The 21,526-nt window shown below is 69.2% G+C and carries 20 protein-coding genes and 1 riboswitch; of the genes, 12 read left to right on the top strand and 8 right to left on the bottom strand.

Annotated features, from left to right (window positions below; translation table 11 throughout):
- Positions 1-36: 36 nt before the first annotated feature.
- On the top strand, positions 37-1,932 hold the full coding sequence (locus tag ABLE43_RS16140) for a ribonucleoside-diphosphate reductase subunit alpha (RefSeq protein ID WP_348979406.1): 1,896 nt from the start codon (positions 37-39) through the stop codon (positions 1,930-1,932).
- Between the two features lie 92 nt (positions 1,933-2,024).
- Positions 2,025-2,693 carry a methyltransferase domain-containing protein gene (locus tag ABLE43_RS16135; protein ID WP_348979405.1) on the top strand — a complete coding sequence of 223 codons (669 nt, stop codon included), beginning with the start codon at positions 2,025-2,027 and terminating at the stop codon, positions 2,691-2,693.
- A gap of 123 nt (positions 2,694-2,816) precedes the next feature.
- On the opposite strand, the gene ABLE43_RS16130 is transcribed toward ABLE43_RS16135, so the two are convergent.
- The 5 genes from ABLE43_RS16130 to kduI form a co-directional block, all read right to left on the bottom strand.
- The gene (locus ABLE43_RS16130) at positions 2,817-4,019 is read right to left on the bottom strand and encodes an MFS transporter (protein ID WP_348979404.1); all 1,203 of its coding nucleotides are present in this window, start codon (positions 4,017-4,019) and stop codon (positions 2,817-2,819) included.
- Positions 4,016-6,604 carry a PAS domain-containing protein gene (locus ABLE43_RS16125; protein WP_348979422.1) on the bottom strand — a complete coding sequence of 863 codons (2,589 nt, stop codon included), beginning with the start codon at positions 6,602-6,604 and terminating at the stop codon, positions 4,016-4,018. The genes ABLE43_RS16130 and ABLE43_RS16125 overlap by 4 nt, the downstream gene beginning before the upstream one ends.
- Positions 6,605-6,682: 78 nt before the next feature.
- Positions 6,683-7,684, bottom strand: a complete 1,002-nt coding sequence (locus tag ABLE43_RS16120; protein ID WP_348979403.1) for a sugar kinase — start codon at positions 7,682-7,684, stop codon at positions 6,683-6,685.
- Positions 7,681-8,436: a 2-dehydro-3-deoxy-D-gluconate 5-dehydrogenase KduD gene (gene kduD / locus ABLE43_RS16115; RefSeq protein WP_348979402.1), complete on the bottom strand. Its 756-nt coding sequence runs from the start codon at positions 8,434-8,436 to the stop codon at positions 7,681-7,683. Before kduD ends, ABLE43_RS16120 begins: the two co-directional genes overlap by 4 nt.
- An 11-nt stretch (positions 8,437-8,447) precedes the next feature.
- Positions 8,448-9,287: a 5-dehydro-4-deoxy-D-glucuronate isomerase gene (kduI, locus tag ABLE43_RS16110; protein WP_348979401.1), complete on the bottom strand. Its 840-nt coding sequence runs from the start codon at positions 9,285-9,287 to the stop codon at positions 8,448-8,450.
- 343 nt (positions 9,288-9,630) lie between these two features.
- Positions 9,631-9,849: riboswitch (cobalamin riboswitch) on the top strand.
- A gap of 189 nt (positions 9,850-10,038) precedes the next feature.
- Between kduI and ABLE43_RS16105 the strand changes: the two genes are divergently transcribed.
- Positions 10,039-11,970, top strand: coding sequence for a TonB-dependent receptor plug domain-containing protein (locus ABLE43_RS16105; RefSeq protein ID WP_348979400.1), 1,932 nt, complete (start codon positions 10,039-10,041; stop codon positions 11,968-11,970).
- 22 nt (positions 11,971-11,992) lie between these two features.
- Here the strand turns inward: ABLE43_RS16105 and ABLE43_RS16100 are convergent, their stop codons facing one another.
- On the bottom strand, positions 11,993-12,811 hold the full coding sequence (locus tag ABLE43_RS16100; RefSeq protein ID WP_348979399.1) for an ABC transporter substrate-binding protein: 819 nt from the start codon (positions 12,809-12,811) through the stop codon (positions 11,993-11,995).
- Positions 12,812-13,050: 239 nt separating this feature from the next.
- On the opposite strand from ABLE43_RS16100, the gene ABLE43_RS16095 reads away from it, so the two are divergent.
- The 4 genes from ABLE43_RS16095 to ABLE43_RS16080 are packed head-to-tail and all read left to right on the top strand — an operon-like array spanning position 13,051 to position 16,277.
- A complete protein-coding gene (locus ABLE43_RS16095) occupies positions 13,051-14,019 on the top strand; it encodes a FecCD family ABC transporter permease (RefSeq protein ID WP_348979398.1) in 969 nt (322 codons plus the stop codon).
- Positions 14,013-14,789 (top strand): ABC transporter ATP-binding protein, encoded by a 777-nt coding sequence (locus ABLE43_RS16090; protein WP_348979397.1) that lies wholly within the window; start codon positions 14,013-14,015, stop codon positions 14,787-14,789. The genes ABLE43_RS16095 and ABLE43_RS16090 overlap by 7 nt, the downstream gene beginning before the upstream one ends.
- 50 nt (positions 14,790-14,839) lie before the next feature.
- The gene (hemF, locus tag ABLE43_RS16085; RefSeq protein WP_348979396.1) at positions 14,840-15,682 is read left to right on the top strand and encodes an oxygen-dependent coproporphyrinogen oxidase; all 843 of its coding nucleotides are present in this window, start codon (positions 14,840-14,842) and stop codon (positions 15,680-15,682) included.
- A 4-nt stretch (positions 15,683-15,686) separates the two neighbouring features.
- Positions 15,687-16,277 carry a GNAT family N-acetyltransferase gene (locus ABLE43_RS16080; protein ID WP_348979395.1) on the top strand — a complete coding sequence of 197 codons (591 nt, stop codon included), beginning with the start codon at positions 15,687-15,689 and terminating at the stop codon, positions 16,275-16,277.
- On the opposite strand, the gene ABLE43_RS16075 is transcribed toward ABLE43_RS16080, so the two are convergent.
- Together ABLE43_RS16075 and ABLE43_RS16070 are read right to left on the bottom strand one after the other, a co-directional pair.
- Positions 16,253-16,987, bottom strand: a complete 735-nt coding sequence (locus tag ABLE43_RS16075) for a hypothetical protein (protein ID WP_348979394.1) — start codon at positions 16,985-16,987, stop codon at positions 16,253-16,255. The two genes, ABLE43_RS16080 and ABLE43_RS16075, sit on opposite strands and share 25 nt — an antisense overlap.
- Positions 16,984-17,820, bottom strand: a complete 837-nt coding sequence (locus ABLE43_RS16070; protein ID WP_348979393.1) for a hypothetical protein — start codon at positions 17,818-17,820, stop codon at positions 16,984-16,986. The genes ABLE43_RS16075 and ABLE43_RS16070 overlap by 4 nt, the downstream gene beginning before the upstream one ends.
- A 62-nt stretch (positions 17,821-17,882) precedes the next feature.
- Here ABLE43_RS16070 and lipB point away from each other — a divergent pair, with 62 nt between their 5' ends.
- The 5 genes from lipB to ABLE43_RS16045 all read left to right on the top strand — a co-directional run bounded on the left by lipB (position 17,883) and on the right by ABLE43_RS16045 (position 21,524).
- Entirely contained in the window at positions 17,883-18,569 is a 687-nt protein-coding gene (gene lipB, locus ABLE43_RS16065; RefSeq protein ID WP_348979392.1) for a lipoyl(octanoyl) transferase LipB, read from the top strand.
- Between the two features lie 91 nt (positions 18,570-18,660).
- Positions 18,661-18,930, top strand: coding sequence for a hypothetical protein (locus tag ABLE43_RS16060; protein ID WP_348979391.1), 270 nt, complete (start codon positions 18,661-18,663; stop codon positions 18,928-18,930).
- Positions 18,931-19,137: 207 nt separating this feature from the next.
- Positions 19,138-19,809: a hypothetical protein gene (locus tag ABLE43_RS16055; RefSeq protein ID WP_348979390.1), complete on the top strand. Its 672-nt coding sequence runs from the start codon at positions 19,138-19,140 to the stop codon at positions 19,807-19,809.
- 325 nt (positions 19,810-20,134) lie between these two features.
- The gene (locus ABLE43_RS16050; RefSeq protein ID WP_348979389.1) at positions 20,135-20,269 is read left to right on the top strand and encodes an entericidin A/B family lipoprotein; all 135 of its coding nucleotides are present in this window, start codon (positions 20,135-20,137) and stop codon (positions 20,267-20,269) included.
- A 373-nt stretch (positions 20,270-20,642) separates the two neighbouring features.
- Positions 20,643-21,524, top strand: coding sequence for an AraC family transcriptional regulator (locus ABLE43_RS16045; protein WP_348979388.1), 882 nt, complete (start codon positions 20,643-20,645; stop codon positions 21,522-21,524).
- Positions 21,525-21,526 lie beyond the last annotated feature (2 nt).

Here is a 21,526-nt window from a genome sequence, read left to right as displayed (position 1 = left end):
ACCGCGCGCCCCCACGAACACAAGAGGAACGGGAAGATGACCTTCGCCGATAGTCAGAACCCCCAGGCGGACGAACTGCAACTGGCCGATCCGGCCCCCGCCGCCGTGCCCGAGCGCACCAGCCGCACCGTCGACGCGCAACTCCACGCGGTGGAGGTCGATCATTCGCGCGACGCGCTGCTGACCGATTTCGGCAAGGATACGCTGAAGGACCGCTATCTCCTGCCCGGCGAATCGTACCAGGACCTGTTCGTCCGCGTCGCCTCCGCCTATGCCGACGATGCGGCGCATGCGCAGCGGCTGTACGACTATATCTCCAAGCTGTGGTTCATGCCCGCGACGCCGGTGCTGTCGAACGGCGGCACCGGGCGCGGGCTGCCGATCAGCTGCTATCTCAACTCGGTGCCCGACAGCCTCGAGGGGATCGTCGATACCTGGAACGAGAATGTGTGGCTGGCGTCGCGCGGCGGCGGCATCGGCACCTATTGGGGCAACGTCCGCGGCATCGGCGAGCCGGTGGGCCTGAACGGCAAGACCAGCGGCATCATCCCGTTCGTCCGCGTGATGGATTCGCTGACGCTCGCCATCTCGCAAGGCTCGCTGCGGCGCGGGTCGGCGGCGTGCTACCTCGACATCAGCCACCCCGAGATCGAGGAGTTCCTCGAAATCCGCAAGCCCTCGGGCGACTTCAACCGCAAGGCGCTGAACCTGCACCACGGCGTGCTGATCCCCGACGCCTTCATGGCGGCGGTGCGCGACGGCACCGAATGGGAACTGAAGAGCCCCAAGGACGGATCGGTCCGCGGCAAGGTGGATGCGCGCTCGCTGTTCCAGAAGCTGGTCGAAACCCGCCTCGCCACCGGCGAGCCGTACATCGTGTTCAGCGACCATGTGAACTCGACGATGCCCAAGCATCATCGCGACCTGGGCCTCAAGGTATCGACCTCGAACCTGTGCAGCGAGATCACGCTGCCGACGGGCAAGGATCACCTCGGCAACGATCGCACCGCCGTGTGCTGCCTCTCCTCGCTCAACCTCGAGACGTGGGACCAGTGGAACGGCGACAAGCGCTTCATCGAGGATGTGATGCGCTTCCTCGACAATGTGCTGACCGACTATATCGATCGCGCACCCGACGAGATGGCGCGGGCCCGCTATTCGGCGGAGCGGGAGCGCTCGGTGGGCCTCGGCGTCATGGGCTTCCACTCCTTCCTGCAGGCGCGCGGGCTGCCGTTCGAGGGGGCGATGGCCAAGGCGTGGAACCTGCGCATCTTCAAGCACATCAACACCCAGGTGAACGAAGCGTCGATGCAGCTGGCGGTCGAGCGCGGTCCCTGCCCCGACGCCGCCGACATGGGCGTGATGGAACGGTTCAGCTGCAAGATGGCGATCGCGCCGACCGCATCGATCAGCATCATCTGCGGCGGGACCAGCGCCTGCATCGAACCGATCCCGGCGAACATCTATACCCACAAGACGCTGTCGGGTTCGTGGTCGGTGAAGAACCCCTATCTCGAAAAGCTGCTGATCGCGAAGGCGAAGAACAGCGACGCGGTGTGGAACACCATCCTCGAACGCGGCGGTTCGGTGCAGCACCTCGACTTCCTGACCCAGGAGGAGAAGGACACGTTCAAGACCAGCTTCGAGATCGATCAGCGCTGGCTGCTGGAAATGGCGGGCGACCGGGCACCGTTCATCGATCAGGCGCAGTCGCTGAACCTGTTCATCCCGGCGGATGTCGAGAAGTGGGACCTGCTGATGCTCCACTTCCGCGCATGGGAGCTGGGCATCAAGTCGCTCTACTACCTGCGGTCGAAGTCGGTGCAGCGCGCCGGGTTCGCGGGCGGCGTGGAGGCGGACAATACCTCCGAACTCGCCAAGTTCGATCTGGGCGAGAGCACCGATTACGACGAGTGCCTCGCCTGCCAGTAATGGACCGGGCCGATCGTTCCGCCTGACAGGGGCGGAACGATCGGCTATCCCCGCAGCGTCCGGCAGGGGGCCGGGCGGCAGCGGAGCGAATCGTGAGCGAACCCCAACCACCCGTAGAAGCGGCCAGGCCGTTCATCAACGTCAGCCCGCGCTATCGCCTGAACCGCTTCCGCATGTTCCGCGGGATGCTGGAGGAACTGGCCAGGACCCGGTCGGTGGTGCGCGTGCTCGATATGGGCGGCTGGCCGGATTACTGGCAGGACATGCGCCCGCTGTGGCAGGATCTGCCGCTGCACCTGACGATCGTGAACATCGACATCACCGATCGCGACGATCCGCCCTATCATTCGCGCTACGGCAGCGCGCTCGACATGGCGGGCTATGCCGACAACAGCTTCGACATCGTCCATTCCAACAGCGTGATCGAACATGTCGGCCAATGGGTCGAGATGCAGGCGATGGCGCGCGAGGTGCGGCGGCTCGCCCCGCGCTATTTCGTGCAGACGCCCAATCTGTGGTTCCCCTATGAACCCCATTACCGCAGCCTGTTCCTGCACTGGTTCCCCGAACCGGTGCGCGCGGCGATGGTGCTGCGCAAGCGGCGCGGCTTCATCGAGGCGTCGAGCTACGACCAGGCGATGCGCGAGGTGCAGGACATCCACCTGCTGAGCGCGCGGCAGATGGCCGAACTCTTCCCCGACGCCCGGATCGAGCGCGAGAAGGTGGGGCCGTTCACCAAGTCGCTGATCGCGATCCGCTAAACACTCAGGCGAAACCGTGCTCCCGCGCAGGCGGTAGCCCGGAGCCGCGAACGTCGTCATCTGCTGCCCTGGCTCCCCGCCTCCGCGGGGATACGGCCTTGGTCGACCCAGGCAGGTTGCGCCCTACCGCTCCGCCCGGATCGCCAGCGCGGCGATCCCGCCCGCCACCGCGACGGCGGCGAGCGCGGCGAAGATCACCCCCAGCCCGACTCCCGGCGGCAATACCGCGGCGAGCAGCGGCGGCAGGCAGCCGGGCAGCGTGTTGGTGAGGTTCAACACCCCCAGATCGCGCCCGCGCGTGGCGGGGGACGGCAGCAACTGCATCGCCAGCGCGGTATGCAGCGCGAGGAACACCGACAGCCCCACGGTCGCGATGCCATAGCCGATCGCGACGCCGACGAACGATCCCGCCAGCGCCATCGCGCTCAGTCCGCCCGCGACGAGCAGCGTCGCGAGTCCCAGGAACGGCCGCCGCCCGCCGATCCGGTCCGACCAGCGCCCGGCAAGGATCGTCATCACCACCGCCACGCCCGTCACCACCGCCATGGCGCGGGCGACCGGCCCCGCCGCGTCGCCGCCGCCCTGCCAGCGATCGGCGAAATGGAAAAAGGCATAGGCGGTCATGCCGTTGCCCGCCGCCTGCATCGCGAGGCGCGCGCACCATGCGCGGATCAGGTCGCCACGCCCGATCGTCCGGCGAACCGGCTGCGCTGCGGACGGGGGCGCAGCGTCGCCCAGCGCCTGCTCGCGCGCGAACAGCACGAACGGCAGGATCATCGCCGCCGCCAGACCGACATTGGCGGCAAAGCGCGCCGCTTCCCCGGCGAACAGCGGCAGGGTGACGAACGACGCCGACAGCACCCCCACCGGATGCGAGATGCCGAGCAGCCCGCTCACCTGCCCCCTGGCGGCATCGGGCACCTCATCGGCCAGCACCGCGACCATCGGCGCGAACATCAGGTTCAGCGCGACCTGCCAGAAACCGACCGCAGCCAGCAGGGCCAACGGGGTGGTCGCGCGGTGGATCGCGGCAAAGGCGATCGCAAGGCCCGCCAGCCCGATCGCGATCGTCGGGCGCCGGCTGCCGCTGCGACGGCGCTGCACGTCGCTCAGCCAGCCCGCCGCGATATTGGCGATGCTGGCGACGAACACGCCGAACAGGACCACCTGCCCCAGCAGCGTCACGCGGTTGGCGGGGTCGATCGCCGCGACCTTCACCTGCAACAGGATGCTGACGAACGGCATGAACGCGACGAACAGCCCGCAATAGGCCAGCGTATACAGCGCCACCAGCCTGCGCGCCGGGGCGGCGGTCTGCCCGTTCAACGCCCCGCGATCCGGCGCAGCGCCGCGGTCAGCTGCGCGATGGTATAGGGTTTGTGCAGCAGCTCGAACCCGCGCGTCCCTTGCCGGGCGATCACGTCGCTGTAGCCGCTGGTCAGCAGCACCGGCAGCCGGGGATGGTCGGCGCGCAGCCGGGCGGCGAGTTCCAGCCCGTCGACGCGCGGCATCACCACGTCGGAAAACACGATGTCGAACCGGTCCGCCCCGGCGGCGATCACCTCCAGCGCGGCCTGTCCGTCGACGACATGGGTCGGCAGGAAGCCGTGCTGCTCCAGTGCCTGCGCCGTAGTGTGGCCGACGGCGGCATTGTCCTCGACCACCAGCACGCGCAGGCCCAGCCCGGCGAGATCGTCCGGCTCGGCGCGCGGCGTCGGCGCGGCAGCGGCGGGGGCATCGGCCTGCGGCAGATACAGGGTGAAGACGGTGTCGCCCGGCGTCCCCCGGACCCGCACCTCGCCGCCCGACTGTTTGGCGAAGCCGAACACCTGGCTCAGCCCCAGCCCGGTGCCCTTGCCCAGCCCCTTGGTCGTGAAGAAGGGCTCGAAGATGCGGCCGACCAGATCGTCGGCGATGCCCGATCCGGTGTCGGCGATGGCGACGGCGATATGCCGCCCGGCCTGCGCGGGCGCATGGCCGCTGGCGGGGATGCCGTCCACCTGCGCGACGGTGATGGTCAGCCGCCCCTCGCCCTGCATCGCGTCGCGGGCGTTGGCCGCCATGTTGACGATGGCGGTATCGAACTGGTTCGGATCGACATCGACGAAGGCAGGCCCGGCGCATGGCCGCACCTCCACCACGATGCGCGATCCGGCCAGCGTGCGGACGATATCCCCCAGCGCGGCGATGGCGGCGTTCGCGTCGAAGACGCTCGGCTGCAACGCCGATCGCCGGGCGAAGGCCAGCAGCTGCCCGGTCAGCCTCGCGGCGCGATCGACGGTGTCGCTGATCGCGGAGAGATAGCGTTCGCGCCGCGCGTCGGTCAGCGAAGGCTGGCGCAGCAGGTCGACCGAGGAGCGCACGATCGTCAGCAGATTGTTGAAATCGTGCGCGACACCGCCGGTCAGCTGACCGATCGCCTCCATCTTCTGGCTCTGGCGCAGCGCGTCCTGCGCCGTCACCAGCGCGTTGGTGCGATCGGCGACCTGCTCCTCCAGCGACGCGGCCAGCGCCTCCAGCTCGCGTTCGGCGCGGCGGCGCTCGGTTGCGGCGCGGGTGCGTTCGGCCACCTCACGCATGAACGCCACCTCGTCGTCGCGCCACGCGCGCGCCTCGCCGTGATTGGCATAGAGCAGCGCGACCAGTCCGCCATGTTCGGTCAGCGGCATGTTGATGAACGCGCGGGCGTTGATCGCCTCCAGCTGCGCCGCGGTATCGGCGGTGCGCGGGTCGGTGCGCGCGTCGGCGACGATCGCGGTCTCGCCGCGCTTCAGATCGTCGATATAGCTGCCGTAGTCGCGGAAATGGAGCGTCCCCGCGATCGTGGTGACGCCCGGCGCGTTCCAGTCGCGCTCGATCACGATCGTCTCCGCCGCGCGATCGACGAGGCCATAGCCGACGCGGTCGACCCCCAGTGCCTGACCGATGATCTGCGATGCGGCGACGCTCATCTCGACCGGGTCGTCGAGCAGGCGCAGCGTGTCGTTGAGGTCGGCCATCGCCGCGCGCATCTGCTCAAGGCGCTTGTAATCGGTGACGTCGATCGACACCCCCGCCAGCCGGACCACGCGCCCGGCATCGTCGCAGGTCGGCTGGCCGCGGCTGGCGATCCAGCGCCGGTCGCCCGCGGCGGTGCGGATGCGCACCTCGTTCTCGAACGGCTCGCCCGCGAAGCTGCGCTCGATCGCGGCGAGCAGGTCGGCGCGGTCGTCATCATGGACGATCGCGAGGATTTCGGCATGCGACGGGGGATAGTCCGCCGGAAAGCCGCAGTTGACGCGACAGATGTCGGAGGTGCGGAGCCGGCACGTCTCGCGCTCGAGCGACCAGGTGCCGAACCGCCCCGCCTCCAGCGCGAAGTGCATCTCGCGCTCGCGCTCCTCCTGTTCGCGGAACCGCCCGGCCAGTTCGGCCATCAGCGCGGCGTTGCTGGTCTCCAGTCCCTCCACCCGCTCGCGCTCCAGCGTCACATCCATCTGGCTGGCGAAGAAATAGGCGAGCTGCCCGTCCGCATCGGGCACCGGGGCCAGCAGCAGCCGGTTCCAGAACGGCGTACCGTCGCGGCGATAGTTGCGGATTTCGATCTCGATCGATTCGCGCCGGGCCACCGCGTCGCGGATGCGCGCGACCGTCGCGGAATCGGTATCCTCACCCTGAAGGAAGCGGCAGTTGCGCCCGATGATCTCGTCGCGAGTATAGCCGGTCAGGCGGCAGAAGGCGTCGTTGGCGAACACGACCGGATTGTCGTCCTGCCGCGGGTCGGTGATGATCATCGGCATGCGCGTGGCACGCACGGCGGCGACGAACGGGTCGGTCCCGCCGCCGGTCCCGGCGATCTCGTGCGCGATCCGGCGTTCGTCGCCGATCGCCGCGCCGCCCGCGTTGCCGCTATCGCTCAACTCGTCTCGCATCGCCACAGAAACGTGGTCCCCCCAACCGCCGTTCCTTGGCTCCTCATCCTTTCGGACGCAAGGCTCGGTGCGCAGCGGTCAGCGGCGAACGTCGAGCCCGCCGCCCAGGAAGGCGTCGATATCGGCCTGACGGAACAGGCTGGCGTCGCCCGGCAGCGAATGCTTGAGCGCCGCGACCGCGAGGCCCCAGCTTGCCGCCGTCGCCGCGTCCCGCCCCGACATCAGCGCGTGGAGCACGCCGCTGGCAAAGGCATCGCCGCCGCCGATGCGATCGACGATGCCCGACACCGCGACTTCCTGCGTCTGGACCGCGCCGGTGGGCGTATCGATCCGCGCCGACAGGCGGTTGCGATCGGCGTCATCGACATGGCGCGCGGTCGAGGCGATGTGCTTCAGGTTCGGGAAGGCGGCGAACGCCGCTTCCGCCGCCTCGCGCCGCCGGTCCTCGCCATCGCCCGAAAAGGGCTTGGCCAGCAGCAGCGACACGTCGCGGTGATTGCCGAACAACAGGTCCGCCATGCCGACCAGCCGCGTCAGCACCGCTCGGGGATCGCTGTCCCACGCCTCCCACAGCCGGGCGCGATAGTTGCCGTCGAACGAGACGGTCAGCCCCTTCGCCCGCGCCGCCTCGGCAGCGGCGATCGCGGCATTCGCGGTCTCATGCCCCAGCGCCGGGGTGATGCCCGACAGGTGCAGCCGGGTGCAGCCGTCCAGCAGCGCGTCCCAGTCCCAGGTGGACGCAGGCGCGGTCGCGAAGCTGGACCCTGCGCGGTCGTACACGATGTCCGATGCGCGCAAGCCTGCCCCGGCGCTCAGGAAATACAGTCCCATCCGGCCGTCACGAACGGCGACGCGCGAACAGTCCACCCCCTGCGCGCGCAATGCCGACACGGCGCCGCGCCCCAGCGGACTGTCGGGAACCACGCTGGCCATCGCCGCGGCATGGCCGAGATTGGCGAGCCCGACCGCAACATTGGCTTCGGCCCCGCCGACATACACGTCGAAGCGCGGGCTCTGCATCACCAGTTCGCGCCCCGGCGCGGTCATGCGCAGCAGCAGTTCGCCGAAACACAGGATCATCGTGCGAGCCACCCCCCATCGACCGCAAGGACATGGCCGTTTACATAGTCCGAAGCGGTCGAGGCAAGGAATATCGCCGCCCCGCCCAGATCGCTCGCATCGCCCCAGCGGCCCGCCGGGATACGTTCGAGGATCTGGCGGTTGCGCGTTTCGTCCGCCTGCAACGCGGCGGTGTTGTTGGTGGCGATATAGCCCGGCGCGATCGCGTTGACGTTCACCCCCTTGGCCGCCCATTCATTGGCCAGCAGCCTGGTAAGGCCGCCGATGCCCGATTTGGACGCGGTATAGCTCGGCACGCGCACGCCGCCCTGGAAGGTCAGCATCGAGGCGATGTTGATGACCTTGCCCCGCCCCTGGGCCACCATGTGCCGCCCGGCGGCCTGCGTCAGGAAGAACACCGACTTCAGGTTGGTGTCGATCACCGCGTCCCAGTCTTCCTCGGTGAAGTCGAGGCTGTCGGCACGGCGGATGATGCCCGCATTGTTGACGAGGATGTCGAGCCCGCCGAGCGTGTCGATCGTCTGGCGGACCACCCCTTCGACCGGGGCGATGGTCGACAGGTCGGCGGAGACGATCTCCGCCCGGCGGCCCAGCGCACGCGCCTTGTCCGCCGTGTCGGTCGCGGGCGTGCGCCCGATCAGCGCGACATCGGCCCCGGCGGCGGCGAGCGCCAGCGCGATCGCCTGCCCGATGCCGGTATTGGCCCCGGTGATCGCCGCGACGCGGCCCGAAAGGTCGAAGGGATTGGTCATGATCGCGTCCCTCAGGCCAGCTGGCAGATGTCGAGGACGTTCATGTCGGTATAGTCCTGGTTCTCGCCCGCCATCGCCCAGATGAAGGCGTAGGCGCGGGTGCCCGACCCCATGTGGACCGACCACGGCGGCGAGATCACCGCTTCCTCGTTGCCCATGACGATGTGGCGCATCGCCTCGCCCTCGCCCATGTAATGGAACACCTTGTCGTTGTCGGTCGGCAGCTCGAAGTAGAAATAGATCTCGCTGCGGCGCTCGTGGATGTGCGGGGGCATGGTGTTCCACACGCTGCCGGGCTTCAGCACGGTCAGGCCCATCACCAGCTGCGCCGAATCGCACACGCCGGGAATGACGAGCTGGTAGATCGTCCGCTCGTTCGATTCCTCGAGGCTGCCGCGGTCGAGCGCGTTGGCGTCGGCAATGCCGAGCTTGCGGGTCTGGAAGCCCTTATGCGCCGGGCACGACGCGATGTAGAAACGCGCACCCGCGCCGCCGAACTCGACGTCGGTCGCGCCCATGGTGACGTAGACGCAGTCCTTGTTGCCGAGCGTGAACACCTCGCCGTCGACGGTCACGGTGCCCTCGGCCTCGCCGACGTTCACCACCGCCATCTCGCGACGTTCGAGGAAGGGATGTCCCTCCGCCGACTTCGGCTCGGTCTGCGCGGGCAGCTTGACCGGCGTGTCGCCCACCGCGACGCCGCCGATCACGAACCGGTCGGCATGGGTGTAGTTCAGCACGCATTCGCCGGTGCGGAACAGGCCGTCGATCAGATAGCGGTCGCGCAGTTCCTCGTTGGACACGCATTCCATCATGTCGGGATGCGTGGCGTAATAGGTGCGGTCGAACATGATTCTCTCCCTTGGTAACCGGTATCAATGGCCCGACGGCCAGCCCCGGTCCTGCGATGCGAAACGGTCTGCAATCGTCCTACTGTGCGGCATCGATCGCGTCGACCCGTTTTTCGCCCGGAAAAGCGCCGGTCACGCCAGACCGCGGAAATCCGCGGCGTTGCGTGCCCGGAATATATCGTTCCGATAGATGGTACGGCCTTTCACTATGCGATCGTGAAGCATTCTGCCGAACGGTGATCGCCTGTCGGAATGACACCGATTACCTCATGCGCTTCCAGCCTGATGCTTGCCACGCAGGCACCGCCCGGCTAGAGGCGCGCGGCGATCCGGCGGCCATGTCGGCGGATCGTGGCACGCCGGTGCCCTTCGGGGCTTGAAACGGGAATGCGGTGCGGGGCTCTCATCCCCAATGCCGCGGCTGTCCCTGCAACTGTAAGCGGTGAGCACGCCTCCACGCCGGTCGGACATCCGACACGGCAGCCACTGGGAAACCGGGAAGGTGGGAGCGCGATTGCGACGACCCGCGAGCCAGGAGACCTGCCGGCGCGTGGTCGCTTCTGCCCGAGGTCCAGCGGAGACCGGGGCCGGTTCTCCGTGTGGAGCGACGAAACTCGATGCGGCGGGGCCGCATGCGGGGGAGTCGCCGGTTTCCACGCGCGGGGGTGCCGCCGGAGCCGTGCTTTCCTGTCCGGGCCTGGCCGCCCGTTCCCCGCCCGTCGCGCTCCTGTCCGCACCCCGGGGAACACGCATGTTGAAGACCACGCTTACCCTTGCCGCGCTGCTCGCCGGCTCCTCCGCCTTTGCCCAGGCGCTGCCGGGCGAGGCCGCCGACGACGCGACCGATCCGATCATCGTCACCGGCACCCGCGCGCTGGACGGCACACCCGCCGACCTGCTCGGCTCGTCCTATACGCTGCTCGACGCGCAGACGCTGGAGAACCGCCAGACGCGGGTCGTCTCCGACATCCTGCGCGACGTGCCGGGCGTGTCGGTCAGCCGCTCGGGCGGGGTCGGCGGCTTCACCCAGCTGCGCCTGCGCGGGACGGAGGCGAACCACACGCTGGTCCTGATCGACGGGATCGAGGCGTCCGACCCGTTCCTCGGCGAGTTCGACTTCGCGACGCTGATCGCCGACGACGTGGCCCGGATCGAGGTGCTGCGCGGCCAGCAGTCGGCGACCTATGGCTCGGACGCGATCGGCGGCGTGGTGCATTACATCACCGCCAACGGGGCGGACGCACCGGGCGTGCGCGGCCGGATCGAGGGCGGCACCTTCGATACCGTCGGCGGCGCGGCCCGGCTGGGCGGCGTTACCGGCGGGCTGGATTATGTCGTGTCGGGCGCGTTCAACAGCACCGGCGGCACGCCCTCCGCGCGGCGCGGCATTGGCGATCGTAACCTGGGCGCGGACAACCGCCAGTTCGCGGGCAAGCTGGCCTATGCACTCGCCCCCAATCTCCGCCTGTTCGCGACCGGGCGCTATGCGCGGTTGCAGGCGGATACCAACCCGCAGGACTTCGACTTCACCTCGCCGACCTACGGCTTCGTGGTGGACGGCGACGACACGACGACCTCGCGCAGCTTCCTCGGCCTCGGTCGTGCCGAACTCGACCTGTTCGACGGCGCGTGGACGCAGGCGGCGACCGTGCAGCTGAACGACACGCACCGCAACAGCCGTACCGCGGGCGACCTGACCTCCGACAATCGCGGCGAGCGGTTCAAGGCGGCGTATGATTCGACCTATCGCCTCGTCGACGGCACGCTGACCCACGCCTTCACCCTCGCCGCCGATTTCGAGCGCGAGCGTTTCCGCTCGGTCGCCGTCTTCGCGCCCTCCCCCGCCAATCTCGGGCGCAGCACCGACAACACCGGCATCGTCGGCGAGTACGACCTGCGCGTCGGCGACAAAGCCGGGTTCGGCGCGTCGATCCGCCGCGACCTGAACAACCGGTTCGAGGATGCGACGACATGGCGGGTGCGCGGCAGCTATGCGCTGTCGCCGCTGATCCGCGTGCGCACGGCGGCGGGATCGGGGATCAAGAACCCGACCAACTACGAACTGTTCGGCTTCGATCCGCGCAGCTTCATCGGCAATCCGAACCTGAAGCCGGAAAAGTCGGAAGGGATCGAGGGCGGCATCGACCTGACCCCCGCCCCCGGCGTGCGCGTCGGTGCGACGCTGTTCCGCTCGGTCCTGCGCGACGAGATCTATTCGACCTTCTCGCCCAGCTTCGTCGTCTCCCCGGCCAACCGCGCCACCCGCTCGCGCCAGCGCGGGATCGAGGCCTTCGCCCATGCGCCGCTGGGCGCAGGCTTCGTCGCCGACCTCGCCTATACCTATCTCGACGCGGTCGAGGCGGGGGCGGAGGAAGTGCGCCGCCCGCCGCACATCGGATCGGCGAACCTGACGTGGCGGGCAGCGGACGACGGTTTCGGCGCGACGCTGACTGCGCGCTATAACGGCAAGACGTTCGATTCGAACTTCACCAACCTGCCCTTGGGGCCGCGCGTGCGTCTGGACGATTATGTGCTGGTGAACCTTGCCGCCGATGCCCGGATCGCCGACCGGCTGACCGCCTTTGCCCGCGTCGAGAATATCTTCGCGGCCAAATACGAGGAGGTGTTCACCTATCGCGCGCCGGGCCGGGGTGCCTATGCCGGCATCCGCGCCGGGTTCTGACGCGGTGTCGCCCCGCCGCCGATCAGCCCCGACGCGCCAGCGTACGGGCCAGCCGTTCGGCGGCGAGGACATAGGCCGGGCCGCCGCACACCGTCCACGCCTGCGGCAGGTCGGCGCGGGCGACCCCGGCAATCGCGGGATGGGCAAGCAGTTCGGTCCCCCGATCCACCACCTGCGCGCTTTCGCTGCGCAGGATCAGGTCGGGGTGCGCGGCGACCATCTCCTCCAGCGCCAGTTGCGACAGTGCGGGCTTGCCCAACTGGGTGGCGAGGTTGACGAGGCCAACCCGCCCCATCAGTTCGTCGACCAGCGTGCCGCTGCCGGTCAGGAAGCCGCGCCGCTGGTAATCGGCGGCGATCCGGCCCTTGCCCGCCGCCTTGTCGATCGTTGCCAGCGCGCGGTCCATCCGCACGACCAGCGCCTCGGCGCGGTCGCGGTGGCCGACCGCATCGCCCACCTGCCGCAACTGCGCGACGATGTCGTCGTAGCGCGCGACCCAGCCGAGCGGCACCGTGCGGAACGCCGCTTGCGGCAGCGCGGCGAGCGCCGGGGCCGGAAACCCGGCATCGGTCAGCACGAGATCGGGTTGCAGCGCGAGCAGATCCTCGGCGCTCGCATCCATCACCGGCAGGCGGGCGGCGCGCCGCGCCCCCGCCGACATCGCCGGATCGCGCGACAGGCGGGTCAGCCCGGCGATCTGCGCATCATCGGCGAGCGCCAGCAACTGCTGATCGGCGCACAGGTTCAGCGAGACGATCCGGCGCGGGGGATCGTGGCGCGGCGGGGCGATAGCCGCAGGTGTGCAGGCGGCGAGGAGGAGCGGCAGCAGGGCGGAACGCATCGCGCCATTGGGGGCGAATGTGTTGCGGGCGCAACCCCCCGATCCTCCCCGGCAGGGAGCATCGGGTCGACCATGCCCCGCATGGTCGAGGATCGTCCGGGGGACGATCCGGCCCGATGCTGGGGACCGCCGCGAAGCGGTGGTGGAGGGGGGTGTCCTGCGCCACGACGGTTGCGATCGGGGATAGCCCCCTCCACCAGCCTGCGGCTGGTCCCCCTCCCCGTGCCGGGGAGGATCTGATGCGGTTCGTCCTGTTGCTCGGCTGCATTCTTGCCGCCGCCGCATCGCTCTGCATCGGGCCGGTTCCGCTGGGCATCGGTCGCTTCCTTGCGGCTGCGAGCGGCCACGACCCGATCGCGGCCACCATCGTGTTCCAGCTCCGCCTGCCGCGCACGCTGGTCGCGCTGCTGGTGGGCGGCATGCTCGGGATCGGCGGGGCGGCGTTGCAGGGGTATCTGCGCAATCCGCTGGCCGAACCGTCGGTGCTCGGCGCGTCGAACGGTGCGGCGCTGGGGGCGGTCGTCGCGCTGTATTTCGGGTTCGCCGCCACACAGCCGCTCGCGCTGCCGCTGCTGGCGATCCTCGGCGCGGTCGTCGCGCTGGTGCTGCTGTTCGTGCTGGCCGGACGGGGGGAGAGCGCGCTGACGCTGATCCTTGCGGGGATCGCGGTGTCGATGCTGGCGGGCGCGGGGATCAGCCTTGCGCTCAACCTGTCGCCCAATCCGTTCGCGGCGATGGAGATCGCGACATGGCTGCTCGGATCGCTGGAGGACCGCTCGCTGCGGCACGTCTGGATCGCACTGCCCTGCGTCGCGGTCGGTGCCGCGCTGCTGCTGTGGGACGGGCGCGCGCTCGATGCGCTGAGCCTCGGCGAGGACGGCGCGCGGGCGCTGGGCGTCGATCTGGCGCGGGTCCGGCTGCGCCTGCTGCTGGGCGTCGCGATCGGAGTCGGCGGGGCGGTGGCGGTATCGGGAGCGATCGGCTTCGTCGGGCTGATCGTGCCGCATTTCGTCAGGCCCTTCACCGACCGCTCGCCCTCGGCGACGTTGCTGCCCTCGGCGCTGGCCGGCGCCGCGCTGCTGACGCTGGCCGACACGGCGGTACGCCTGATCCCGACGCCGACCGAGTTGAAGCTGGGCGTCGTCACCGCGCTGCTCGGCGTGCCGGTGTTCCTGATCCATCTGATGCGGGAACGGCGGCAATGGTGACGATCGCCTGTCATGCGCTGTCGGTAACGCTCGGGCGACAGGTGGCGCTCCGCGAGGTGTCGGCGACCTTCGCGCCCGGCAGTTTCGTCGGCATCGTCGGCCCCAACGGCGCGGGCAAATCGACGCTCGCCCGCGCGCTGACCGGGCTGGTGCGCGGCACCGGCAGCGTGACGATCGACGGTCAGCCGATCGCCGCCCTGCCCCCCGCCGCGATCGCGCGCGCCGTCGCCTATCTGCCGCAGGGGCAGGTGCTGCACTGGCCGCTGGCGGTCGAGCGGGTCGTCGCGCTGGGGAGGTTGCCGCACCTTGCCCCCTTCTCCAGGCTCGGTGACGCGGACCGGACGGCGATCGATGCGGCAATGGCGCGGGTGGCGGTCGAAGACCTCAGGACACGCGACGCGACCACGCTGTCGGGCGGCGAGCGCGCGCGGGTGCTGCTCGCCCGCGCGCTGGCGCAGGGGGCGTCGGCGCTGGTCGTCGACGAGCCGCTCGCCGCCCTCGACCCGCGCCACCGGATCGAGGTCGCGTCGCTGCTGCGCGCCGAGGCGGACGGCGGCGCGCTGGTGATCGCCGTGCTCCACGACCTGGGGCTGGCGGCGCGGCTGTGCGACCGGCTGCTGCTGCTCGATCACGGACGACTGGTGGCGGACGGTGCTCCGGCGGCGGTGCTGACGCCCGAACATCTCGCAACGGTGTTCGGCGTGCGCGCGTGGTTCGGCGCGGGGCCGGACGGGCCGATGATCGTGCCGGTCGCACCCGCCCGAGGGTAGGACGATCCGCCCCATTGACCCCTGCCCCCCGCCGCCGCAAAGCGCGCGCCATGCCACCGCTCGACGAACAGCAAGCCGCCGCCCGCAACTGGTTTGAATCCCTGCGCGATCGGATCTGCGCCGCGTTCGAGGGGATCGAGCGCGAGGCCGGGTCCGACGCCGCCTTCGCCTATACCCCGTGGGACCGCACCGATCCGTCCGGCGCGCCCGGCGGCGGCGGGGTGCGCGGGGTGATGCAGGGGCAGGTGTTCGAGAAGGTCGGGGTCAATGTCTCGACGGTCGGCGGCAGCTTCGAGGGCGAATTCGCCAAGTCGATCCACGGCGCGGCCGAAGACCCCCGCTTCTTCGCGACCGGCATCAGCCTAGTCGCGCACATGGCCAATCCGCATGTGCCCGCGGTGCATATGAACACGCGCTTCCTGTGCACCACCAAACGCTGGTTCGGCGGCGGCGCGGACCTCAACCCGCCGATCCCCTATCCGGAGGATACCAGGGACTTCCACGTCGCGATGCAGGCGGCGTGCGACGCGCATGATCCGGCGCATTACCCCCGGTTCAAGGCATGGGCCGACGACTATTTCTACATCCCGCACCGGCGGGTCCATCGCGGCGTCGGCGGCATCTTCTACGATCATCTCTCGAACGACTGGGATGCCGACTTCGCCTTCACCCGTGATGTCGGCGAGGCGTTCCTGCGCATCTTCCCCGAACTGGTGCGACGGCGCATGGCGACGCCGTTCGACGATGCCGATCGCGCGCGGCAACTGGAGTGGCGCGGACGCTATGCCGAATTCAATCTCGTCTATGATCGCGGCACGCTGTTCGGGCTCAAGACCGGCGGCAATATCGATGCGATCCTGATGAGCCTGCCCCCGCTCGCGACGTGGAACTGACGCCGTGGCGCTGCTCCCGGTGAAGCCCGATGAGGTCGCGACGATCGTCACCTCCCTCGAAATGCGGCAGCGGCCCCGGCCCGCACCGATGCCGCCCTCGCCGCTCCGGCTCGTGCGGTGGGAGGCGCCGGCGATCGAGCGTTACCGCGCGCTGTTCCGCCGGGTGGGCGGGCCGTGGCTGTGGTTCTCGCGCCTGGTCATGGCGGACGATGCGCTGGCGGCGATCGTCCATGATCCGGGCGTGCGCATCTGGGCGGTGGCGGATCGCGCGGGGCTGGAGGTCGGCATGCTCGAACTCGACGACCGCCGGGCGGGCGAATGCGAGCTGTCCTATGTCGGGCTGATCCCCGAACTGGCGGGACAGGGCCATGGCCGCTGGCTGATGGCGCATGCGCTGGCGCTGGCATGGCGGCCGGGCGTCACGCGGGTATGGGTGCACACCTGCACGCTAGACCACCCCCGCGCGCTCGGCTTCTACCGCGCCTCGGGGTTCGTGCCCTACCAGCGCACGATCGAGACCTTCGCCGATCCGCGCGCCACCGGCATCCTGCCCGCCGACGCCGCGCCGCATTATCCCTTGCTGGCCAGTCCCTGATAGACGGTCGCGCGGACGAGGGTGAAGGCGATCGACATCGCCGCGCCGACCGCCGCGACCGCCGCCGCCAGCATCGCATGCGTCACCGGATTGCCGCCACCGGCCGACACGGCGCCGGCGGTGGCGCTCAGCAGCAGCGCGACGAACTGCCCCCCGAAATAGAGCAGTGCCGACAGCGCCAGCAGCGGGATCACCTGCCCGTCGGTCAGCGCCAGCGCGCGGCTCATCGCGTCGCCGAACCGCCGCTCGCGCTCGGCGACGAACACCGGCAGCACGACGAACACCCGCCCGATGACATAGAGCATCGGCAGCAGGAACAGCAGCGCCCCGACCAGCTTGGCGGCGCTGACGAGGAGCACCGCGGCCAGCAGCACCGGCAGCCGTGCGAAGGTCGCGCGCAGCGCCTCGCCCACCGTCGGCCGCGCCGGATCGAGCAGCAGGAACAGCAGCACGGCGACGCCGACGATCTCCGCGACCGCCTGCAACGCCAGCCAGTGCATGTTGTCCGCGACATAGCGCTGCAAGGCGGCGAGGAACGCCTGCTGGTCGCCCGGCGCACCCTGGGCAGCAGCGGCGTCCGGCGCCATGAACAGCCCCATCGCCAGATTGGGCAGGAAGAAGAACACGCCCGCGACCGCGACGATCGTGTCGCGGTCGCGCCGCCAGATACCGATCGCCCGGCGGCACGCGGCGGCGATGTCGATCCTCATGCGAAGACGGATGCCTCGTCCCGCTCGCCGACGATGCTGCGATACAGCTTGCCCACGAACACGCTCTGGTACAGCGCCAGCGCCGCGCTGACCGCCGCGACGCCCGCCGCGACGACGATCGCGCTCGCGCCGAAGCTGGTCGGCGGCCCGAGGATCAGGCCGAACACCACGCCCAGCACCGATTGCACCGCCAGCACCGCCACGCCCGTGACGATGCCGTAGAGCAGCAGCAGCCCGACGAGCTTCAGCGCCATGCCGCGGGTCAGCGCGAACGCCCGCCCGATCGCCCCGATCCCGCGCCGCTCCTGCGCCACCACGGCGTTGAGCGGCAGCAGCCGGGCGAACAGCCACAGCAGCACGATGCCGAGCAGGGCGAAATACAGGATCGCGGGGCCGAGGGCGGCCAGTTGCTCCGGCGTCGCCGACACGCCGTTCGACAGTGCGACCGGATCGATCCCGCTGCGCAGCGCGAGGGCGACGCCCGGGATCGCCAGCACCGAAACCCCGATCAGCAGCACCAGCGATACGCCGATCAGCGGCAGGAAGCGCCCGGTGGCGATCGCACGCGCCTCCGCCGCCGATTCCGCGCGGGTCGGCTGCGCGGCATAGCCGACCAGATACAGCGCACCCCACAGCGCGACCAGCGTGGTCAGCAGCGATACCAGCCCCAGCCCCGCCGACGTCCCCGCGCCCGCGCCGATGCGCAGCGGCGCGAGGCTGTTGGACACGAGCGTCGGCGCGAACTGCGTCGCCAGCACCACCGGCACCACCGTGCGACCGTGATCGCGGACGAAGTCCACCGTCTTGTCCCAGACCGTGCCGATACTGACCATCGTTGCGCTCGCTCCCCGTTTGTCCGATGGGACGCTCTACCCCCACGTCCGCGCGAATGAAAATGATTACTGAACCGACCGCATCGTCCACCCCCGCCGCGCCGATCGCCTGGCATGCAGAAACCGCGCAGGTGGATTACCCCCATGCGCTGGCCACCATGGAGGCGCGCGCGGGCGCCATCGCCGACGGGCGGGCGGGCGAGCTGATCTGGCTGCTCGAACATCCCCCGCTCTACACCGCGGGTACCAGCGCCGATCCGGCCGAACTGCTCGACCCGCGCTTTCCGGTCCATGCCGCCGGGCGCGGCGGGCGCTATACCTATCACGGCCCCGGACAGCGGATCGGCTATCTGATGCTCGACCTGTCGCGGCGCGGGCGCGACGTGCGGCGCTTCGTCCATGCGGTCGAATCGTGGGTGATCGACACGCTCGGCGATTTCGGCATCCACGCCTATGCCGTGCCCGACCGCATCGGCATCTGGACCGCCGACGGCGGCACCGAGGCGAAGATCGGCGCGATCGGCGTACGGGTGCGGCGCTGGGTCACGCTGCACGGATTTTCGGTCAACCTGGCCCCCGACCTGTCGCATTTCGGCGGGATCGTGCCGTGCGGCATCGCGGAATTTCCGGTGACGAGCGCCGCGATGCTGGGGAAACCAATCGCCGCCGAAGCGTTCGACCTTGCGCTGGCCGTGCGTCTCCCCGACTTCCTCGAACGACTGTCCTCGGGCACGAAAAACGAGGCTTGAGGGCGGGGGACCGTTCGACTAATGTCCAGCGCGGATTGGGTATTAACGGCGCAAAACAACGCCGCCTACTCCATAGCTTAGGGAGCTTACCATGCGTGCATTCTCGAAGATCCTGACGGGTTCGATCGTCGCCGGCGCGGCGCTGGCCCTGTCGGCTTGCGGCGGCAAGACCGAAACCACCGCCGACAACGCCACCATCACCGACCTGAACTCGACCGACATGATGGACGGCACGATGACCGACAACATGACCGCCGTCGACGGTGCCATGGGCAACGACACCATGATGATGTCGAACGACACGATGATGTCGAACGACACCATGATGTCGAACGACATGGGCATGACCAACGCCATGTAATCTGCCGTTTTCGGCGATTGCACGAAGGGCCGTCCGGGCGACCGGGCGGCCTTTTTCGTATCCGCCGCACACGGGCGTACGGTCGTTACGGCGACGTGCGGCGAAACGTGGACAGCCGTTGCAGAATCGGCTTGGGGTGCGTGCGAAAAATCCGTACCCATCACGACTTGCAACGGCGCCCCCTCCCCGCGCGCCTGAGAGGATGAGATGAGCGTAGTGCGTACCCTTGCCGTGGCGGTCGCCGCCACCTTCGCCGCAGCGGCGAGCCCCGCGTCGGCGCAATTCTATCTGAAGCCCTATGACATGAGCGGCCCGCGCGTGACGGGCGACGAGCCCGGCGTCGCGACCCAGGCGCTGCCCGGCGCCACGCCCGAGGAACGGCGCGCGGCGGTGCTGTGGAACCTGCGCGCCGGGCTGAACGTCGCCGCGCTGCAATGCCAGTTCGAGCCGACGCTGCTGACCCTCGGCAACTATAACGCGCTGCTGTTCGACCATGCCGACGAGCTCAAGAAGAGCTACGACCTGCTCGGCAAATATTTCGTCCGCACCGCCGGTTCGGCGAAGGCGGGGCAGACCGCGCTCGACCAGTTCGGGACGCGCGTCTATTCGAGCTTCTCGACCGTCTCGGCCCAGCTCGGCTTCTGCCAGGCGGCGGGCGAGATCGGGCAGGAAGCGATCTTCGTGCCGCGCGGCTATCTGGGTGAGTTCGCTGAGTTGCGCATGCGCAAGATGCGCAACTCGCTGGTCGCCTATGGCGAGCAGCAGTTCTCGCGGTCGCTGGTCTATCTGCGTCCGGTGCGCCTCTATCAGTTCGACAATCCGAAGTGCTGGCGCAAGGGCGTTTGGCAGACGAAGCGCTGCGGCACCTATCCGAGCTGACCCGAAACCGGTTTTCCAAAAAAACCGGGATATTTCGGGAAACGGCGCGGAACCAAGCATCCCCTTCCCCGTTATGACTTGCGGATAGCGACTTTAGCCCCCCCGCTCTCGCTATCCACGACAAAGGGTCCGGTCGGCGTCAACCCCTCCCCCCCCCGGTAGCGCCACCGGACCCGCATTCTGGTTTTCCATATCCTTCAGGCCCGCCGATCCCCCCGATCGGCGGGCCTTACTTTTGGCAGGCCGGATGTTTCCGTCCCGGAACGAAAGCGGCGACCGGGCATTTTGCTGACACCAAGCGATCACCGCAGCATCGGAGGAAGTTATGCGCAAGATTCTCAGCCTGGCCGTCGTCGCGGGCGCACTGGTCATCAGCGCGTGCAACACGGTCGAAGGCGTCGGTCGCGACGTGTCGTCGGCGGGCAACGCCGTATCGGGCGCGGCGAAGGACGCGAAGTAAGCCACCGGCTTCGGCAGATGCCGACAAGGGGCGGTCCGGCATGTCCGGGCCGCCCTTCTTGCGTTCGGAGCGGGATGACTCCCGGCATAGCCGTTCGTGCTGAGTAGCCACCGAGCCTGTCGAAGGGGCGTATCGAAGGACTGCCGCCAGGTGCTTCGATAAGGATCAGGTCGGATCGTCCCCCGGACGATCCTGAACCATGCGGGGCATGGTTCACCTGATCCTCCTCGACTTCGCTCAGCCCCTACCCAGCACTAACGGATCGATTTCATGTCGTCGGGCTCTTGCTACCTCGCGACATTGCGCAAGATCGGTCGGGCCGCCGTCCCGCGAAGCCGCTACTGCCGGGGACGCCACGCAGGGAGCCATGACGGTGACGACGACGCAGGACCGCTATCACGACCGCCTGCGCCGGGTGCTCGACCATATCGACCGCCATCCGGACGAGCCGCTCGACCTCGACCGGCTGAGCGGCATCGCGGCCTTCTCCCGCCATCACTTCCATCGTCAGTTCACGGCGGTGCTGGGGATGCCGGTCCATCGCTATGTCCAGCTCGCCCGGCTCGACCGGGCGGCGCACCGGCTCGCCTATCGCCGCGACGTACGGATCACCGACATCGCGTTCGATGCCGGATATGATGCGCCGGAATCGCTGTCGCGCGCGCTGCGCGATCGGCTGGGGGCCGGCCCAAGCGCACTTCGTACCGCACCGGACTGGCCTGCATGGCACGCGGCCTTCGGGCCGTTCCACGAAGCGAGGAGCAGGTTGATGTCCACCCCCTATACCAATGCCGCCGTCACGATCGAACGGTTCGATCCGGTACCGGTCGCGATCCTGCGCCATCAGGGCGACCCTGCGCGGATCGGCGACAGCATCCGCCGCTTCATCGCATGGCGGCGCGCGAACGGACTGACTCCGGCGATCAGCGCGACCTACAACGTGTTCCACGACGATCCGCAGACCACGGCGCCCGCCGACTATCGGCTCGACCTGTGCGCCGCGACCGATCGCCCGATCGATCCGGCGGACGGCGAAGTGGTGGCGGGTACCATTCCGGGCGGACGCTGCGCGGTGCTGCGCGTCACCGGCGACGCCGGTGATCTGGAGCAACCGGCCCGGTTCCTCTATCGCGAATGGCTGCCGCGGAGCGGGGAGCGGCTGCGCGACTTCCCGCTCTATTGCCGCCGCCTGCGCTTCTATCCCGACGTACCGCTGGGCGAAGCGGTCGCCGAGCTATACCTGCCGCTCGAATAGGG

Origin of the sequence: Sphingomonas silueang, assembly GCF_040049155.1 — a bacterium.
GTDB lineage: Bacteria > Pseudomonadota > Alphaproteobacteria > Sphingomonadales > Sphingomonadaceae > Sphingomonas > Sphingomonas silueang.
Note: the sequence above shows the minus strand (reverse complement) of the source record. Positions and strands in the feature narration are given on the sequence as shown.

Excerpts from the sequence above, each read along its gene's own strand:
- ABLE43_RS16140 (WP_348979406.1), top strand. The coding sequence starts at position 37 with ATGACCTTCGCCGATAGTCAGAACCCCCAGGCGGACGAACTGCAACTG.
- ABLE43_RS16125 (WP_348979422.1), bottom strand. The coding sequence starts at position 6,604 with ATGCGAGACGAGTTGAGCGATAGCGGCAACGCGGGCGGCGCGGCGATC.
- ABLE43_RS16120 (WP_348979403.1), bottom strand. The coding sequence starts at position 7,684 with ATGATCCTGTGTTTCGGCGAACTGCTGCTGCGCATGACCGCGCCGGGG.
- kduD (WP_348979402.1), bottom strand. The coding sequence starts at position 8,436 with ATGACCAATCCCTTCGACCTTTCGGGCCGCGTCGCGGCGATCACCGGG.
- kduI (WP_348979401.1), bottom strand. The coding sequence starts at position 9,287 with ATGTTCGACCGCACCTATTACGCCACGCATCCCGACATGATGGAATGC.
- ABLE43_RS16105 (WP_348979400.1), top strand. The coding sequence starts at position 10,039 with ATGTTGAAGACCACGCTTACCCTTGCCGCGCTGCTCGCCGGCTCCTCC.
- ABLE43_RS16100 (WP_348979399.1), bottom strand. The coding sequence starts at position 12,811 with ATGCGTTCCGCCCTGCTGCCGCTCCTCCTCGCCGCCTGCACACCTGCG.
- ABLE43_RS16095 (WP_348979398.1), top strand. The coding sequence starts at position 13,051 with ATGCGGTTCGTCCTGTTGCTCGGCTGCATTCTTGCCGCCGCCGCATCG.
- ABLE43_RS16090 (WP_348979397.1), top strand. The coding sequence starts at position 14,013 with ATGGTGACGATCGCCTGTCATGCGCTGTCGGTAACGCTCGGGCGACAG.
- hemF (WP_348979396.1), top strand. The coding sequence starts at position 14,840 with ATGCCACCGCTCGACGAACAGCAAGCCGCCGCCCGCAACTGGTTTGAA.
- ABLE43_RS16075 (WP_348979394.1), bottom strand. The coding sequence starts at position 16,987 with ATGAGGATCGACATCGCCGCCGCGTGCCGCCGGGCGATCGGTATCTGG.
- ABLE43_RS16070 (WP_348979393.1), bottom strand. The coding sequence starts at position 17,820 with ATGGTCAGTATCGGCACGGTCTGGGACAAGACGGTGGACTTCGTCCGC.
- lipB (WP_348979392.1), top strand. The coding sequence starts at position 17,883 with ATGATTACTGAACCGACCGCATCGTCCACCCCCGCCGCGCCGATCGCC.
- ABLE43_RS16060 (WP_348979391.1), top strand. The coding sequence starts at position 18,661 with ATGCGTGCATTCTCGAAGATCCTGACGGGTTCGATCGTCGCCGGCGCG.
- ABLE43_RS16055 (WP_348979390.1), top strand. The coding sequence starts at position 19,138 with ATGAGCGTAGTGCGTACCCTTGCCGTGGCGGTCGCCGCCACCTTCGCC.
- ABLE43_RS16050 (WP_348979389.1), top strand. The coding sequence starts at position 20,135 with ATGCGCAAGATTCTCAGCCTGGCCGTCGTCGCGGGCGCACTGGTCATC.